At 44.8% G+C, this 2,983-nt stretch carries 5 protein-coding genes; 3 read left to right on the top strand and 2 right to left on the bottom strand.

Annotated elements, in window-relative coordinates; translation table 11 throughout:
* Positions 1-130 precede the first annotated feature (130 nt).
* Entirely contained in the window at positions 131-1,351 is a 1,221-nt protein-coding gene (locus JCM17102_RS20760; protein WP_025019891.1) for a tyrosine-type recombinase/integrase, read from the top strand.
* 209 nt (positions 1,352-1,560) lie between these two features.
* Here the strand turns inward: JCM17102_RS20760 and JCM17102_RS32145 are convergent, their stop codons facing one another.
* On the bottom strand, positions 1,561-1,695 hold the full coding sequence (locus tag JCM17102_RS32145; protein WP_275564458.1) for a hypothetical protein: 135 nt from the start codon (positions 1,693-1,695) through the stop codon (positions 1,561-1,563).
* Between the two features lie 18 nt (positions 1,696-1,713).
* Positions 1,714-1,998: a hypothetical protein gene (locus JCM17102_RS32140; protein WP_033887228.1), complete on the bottom strand. Its 285-nt coding sequence runs from the start codon at positions 1,996-1,998 to the stop codon at positions 1,714-1,716.
* Here JCM17102_RS32140 and JCM17102_RS32135 point away from each other — a divergent pair.
* A complete protein-coding gene (locus tag JCM17102_RS32135) occupies positions 1,945-2,655 on the top strand; it encodes a tyrosine-type recombinase/integrase (RefSeq protein WP_033887227.1) in 711 nt (236 codons plus the stop codon). The two genes, JCM17102_RS32140 and JCM17102_RS32135, sit on opposite strands and share 54 nt — an antisense overlap.
* A 33-nt stretch (positions 2,656-2,688) precedes the next feature.
* Positions 2,689-2,983, top strand: a 295-nt coding sequence (locus JCM17102_RS32600; protein ID WP_159106369.1) for a site-specific integrase, incomplete at its 3' end; no start/stop codon positions are given.

Here is a 2,983-nt window from a genome sequence, read left to right as displayed (position 1 = left end):
TTTATCCCAACTTCATTATTATCCCAATCAAAGAAGCGTATGTCCTGTAAAACAGATTATTATACGTGATTAAGGTTGGGATAATAATTTCATGCCTATATTTGTGCTGGCACTAAAGCCAAATACATATATGGATATAGAACAATTAAAATTTACCCACCAAAAGTTGCTTGATCATTTGGAGAGTTGCAACTACAACAAAGTATATGTAAAGGAGGTGAAGATAATCCTTGCTGCTTTGTTTGATGAAAAATCCCCAATCCTATCCTATGAGGACTATTGGGAACGCATCGTGAATAGCCGGAGATACACAAAGTTTACTTTGGATCTTAAGAGAATGTATCTCAATACAGTAAGAGCCTTTGATGAATACGGACATCTGCCGAATGGGCGTCCTTGTGCAAAATTACTTTTTTCATCCAATTACAAGAAGCTCAATCCAGGCTACAAGTTTTTAATGGATGAACTTCGTAACAGAACGAACATAGCCGAAGAGAATCTCCCCAAATCCGCCAAATACACTACGTTGGCATTATTCTTATTGGAGATGCAGATTGCCGGGGCGGTAATATTGAATGACGTAACAGACAAATTGATTCTTGATTTTTTCATGACCGGAAAGCGAAAGGGGTCAAAGCATACCCAGTCCCACCTCAGACTGGCATTGAACCAGATTCGGGATCTGTCACCGGACATTCCACGAATCATCTCGTTGTTGCCGAAGATGAAATCCAAGAAAAGGAACTATAACAATCTACGGGAATCTGAAGTGGAAGCAATCAAGAACTGTCTGTCCAATCCGTTGGATAATCGAATGACCCTGAGGGAAAAAGCCATAGTAGCCTTGGCTTTGTACACTGGTATACGCGGCTGTGATATAGCAAACATCAAATCTGGAGACATTGATTGGGAGAACGAAGAAATCAGGTTGATACAGGTAAAGACAGGGCAACCCCTTGTGCTGCCATTGTCGGCCAATGTCGGCAATGCATTGTTGGCCTATATCCTGCATGAAAGAAATGCGGATGACCGTTCTGAATACGTTTTCCCCAATAAAGTACAACCCGGAAAACGACTTTCTTACAAAAGTATCGGGACTATAGTATCCGGAGTCTTTGACAAACTTGGATTACGTCCCGGTGAAAGTCATCGCGGAATCGGGGTGTTCCGACATAATCTTGCCACGCGACTTCTCGGAGCAGGCACGGAATCTGTCATAATAAGTGGCATTCTCGGGCATACCTGCCCTCAGGCAGTCGAAGCGTATGTTGACTCAGACATCACGCATCTTCGAGAACTGGGACTCAGTATAGAGAAGTATCCATTACCTAAAACCTATACGGATGAATGAAGTGAATAATATCAGAGGGATTGTTGAAGCATATACAAATCTTCTGACAGAAGACGGGAGATTGGATTATGCAACCGGAATATACCTAAAGTCTTTTCTACGCTATTGTGAATCACACGGCGGTGTAATGAACGATATGCTGATAGCCGAATGGAGTCACAGACGCGATAGTGAAAAATACTATACCCATAGAGCCAGATGCATAATCATCAGAAGGCTGGTCCGACATATTGCCACGGAAACAGGGGTACGGTTTTCGTTGCCGTCATACCCTCCAGATCCCGGCTATATACATAAGCCATATGTCCCAAAGTCTGCGAACTTCCGTTTCGTCCGAGTATCATATCCCATATGCTTGAAGCCTACCAATCCCATATAGAGGTATCGGGTAGGCTCAATAACCGTACAATGGAGAGACTCCGAAGGTTCAATGAGTTCTGCGCGTCAAAATATCCGAATGCCCAAAAGCTGACAGCTGCATTCTCGATGACTTCTGCAAGCGCGGAGAAAAAGAGTCTGCAAAAAGCCGCAACAACAGGGTCGGAGCCGTCCGTGAGTTTGTCAGGTTTACCAATGGCAGAGGGTTTACGACACTGCAACTGCCTCTGACAACTCCCAGAGCCAACCGTTGTACGTATACACCACATCCGTTCACTCAGGAAGAACTGGCTGCGTTCTTTGCGGAGGCAGACTCGTTCACCCCGTCATACACATGCCGTGACATCCGGGCAGCGTTGATCCGGCTTGAACTTCCGGTATTCTTCCGGCTTCTATACAGTTCCGGAATGCGAACCACCGAGGCCCGCCTTCTTGAGTGTTGCAATATTGACCTGATGGCAGGTATTATCAATATCTGTCATACGAAAGGCTATAATGAGCATCGTGTGGCATTACATGAATCCATGAGACAGGTCCTGGAAATATACGACAAAAAGATGGACGCAATCATGCCCGGAAGAAAGACGTTCTTTCCCAATGAATACGACAGACCGTATTCCGATGCATGGGTAAGTTCCAACTTCAAAAAACTGTGGAAGCGGGTCAGTAATAATTACGCCCGTGCTTATGACTTGAGAAGCAACTATGCGGTGACAAACATCAACAGGTGGTGTGGGGACGGTTCAACTTCTGATTGGGACAGGAAGCTGGTGTGCCTCAGCAGGTCTATGGGTCACAGATATTTACAGAATACCATATACTATTACAAACTCGTGCCGCTGTTCTCGGAAAAACTGGAGTCTGTTACCGGAGCCTGTTACGATGAACTTCTGCCGGGGTTAAACAAATACTTCGAAAATGACTAAGGAACTTAAAGAACATATAATGGTGGGGGAAGCATCAATGAATGGCAAGGTCACTATCTGACAGAGGTAAGAAATCTGAGTGGGAATGCAATCAGAGCATACAGGAACGGACTTGGACTCTTCCTTGATTATCTGGAATCGGTGAAGGGGGTAAGACGGGAGACCCTTGTCGGTGATTGTTTCCGTGTGGATACAATCGAGGATTGGCTTGCTTGGATGAAAGAAGCAAAAGGGTGTTCTCCGTCAACCTGCAACCTGCGTTTGGCGTCCTTGCGAAGCTTTATAGCTTTTTTAGCGAGGAAAAATGTTGCGTTCATAAAGTATGGAT

Source organism: Bacteroides faecichinchillae JCM 17102, assembly GCF_000614145.1.
Lineage (GTDB): Bacteria > Bacteroidota > Bacteroidia > Bacteroidales > Bacteroidaceae > Bacteroides > Bacteroides faecichinchillae.
This window is presented reverse-complemented; position numbering and strand designations above follow the sequence as displayed.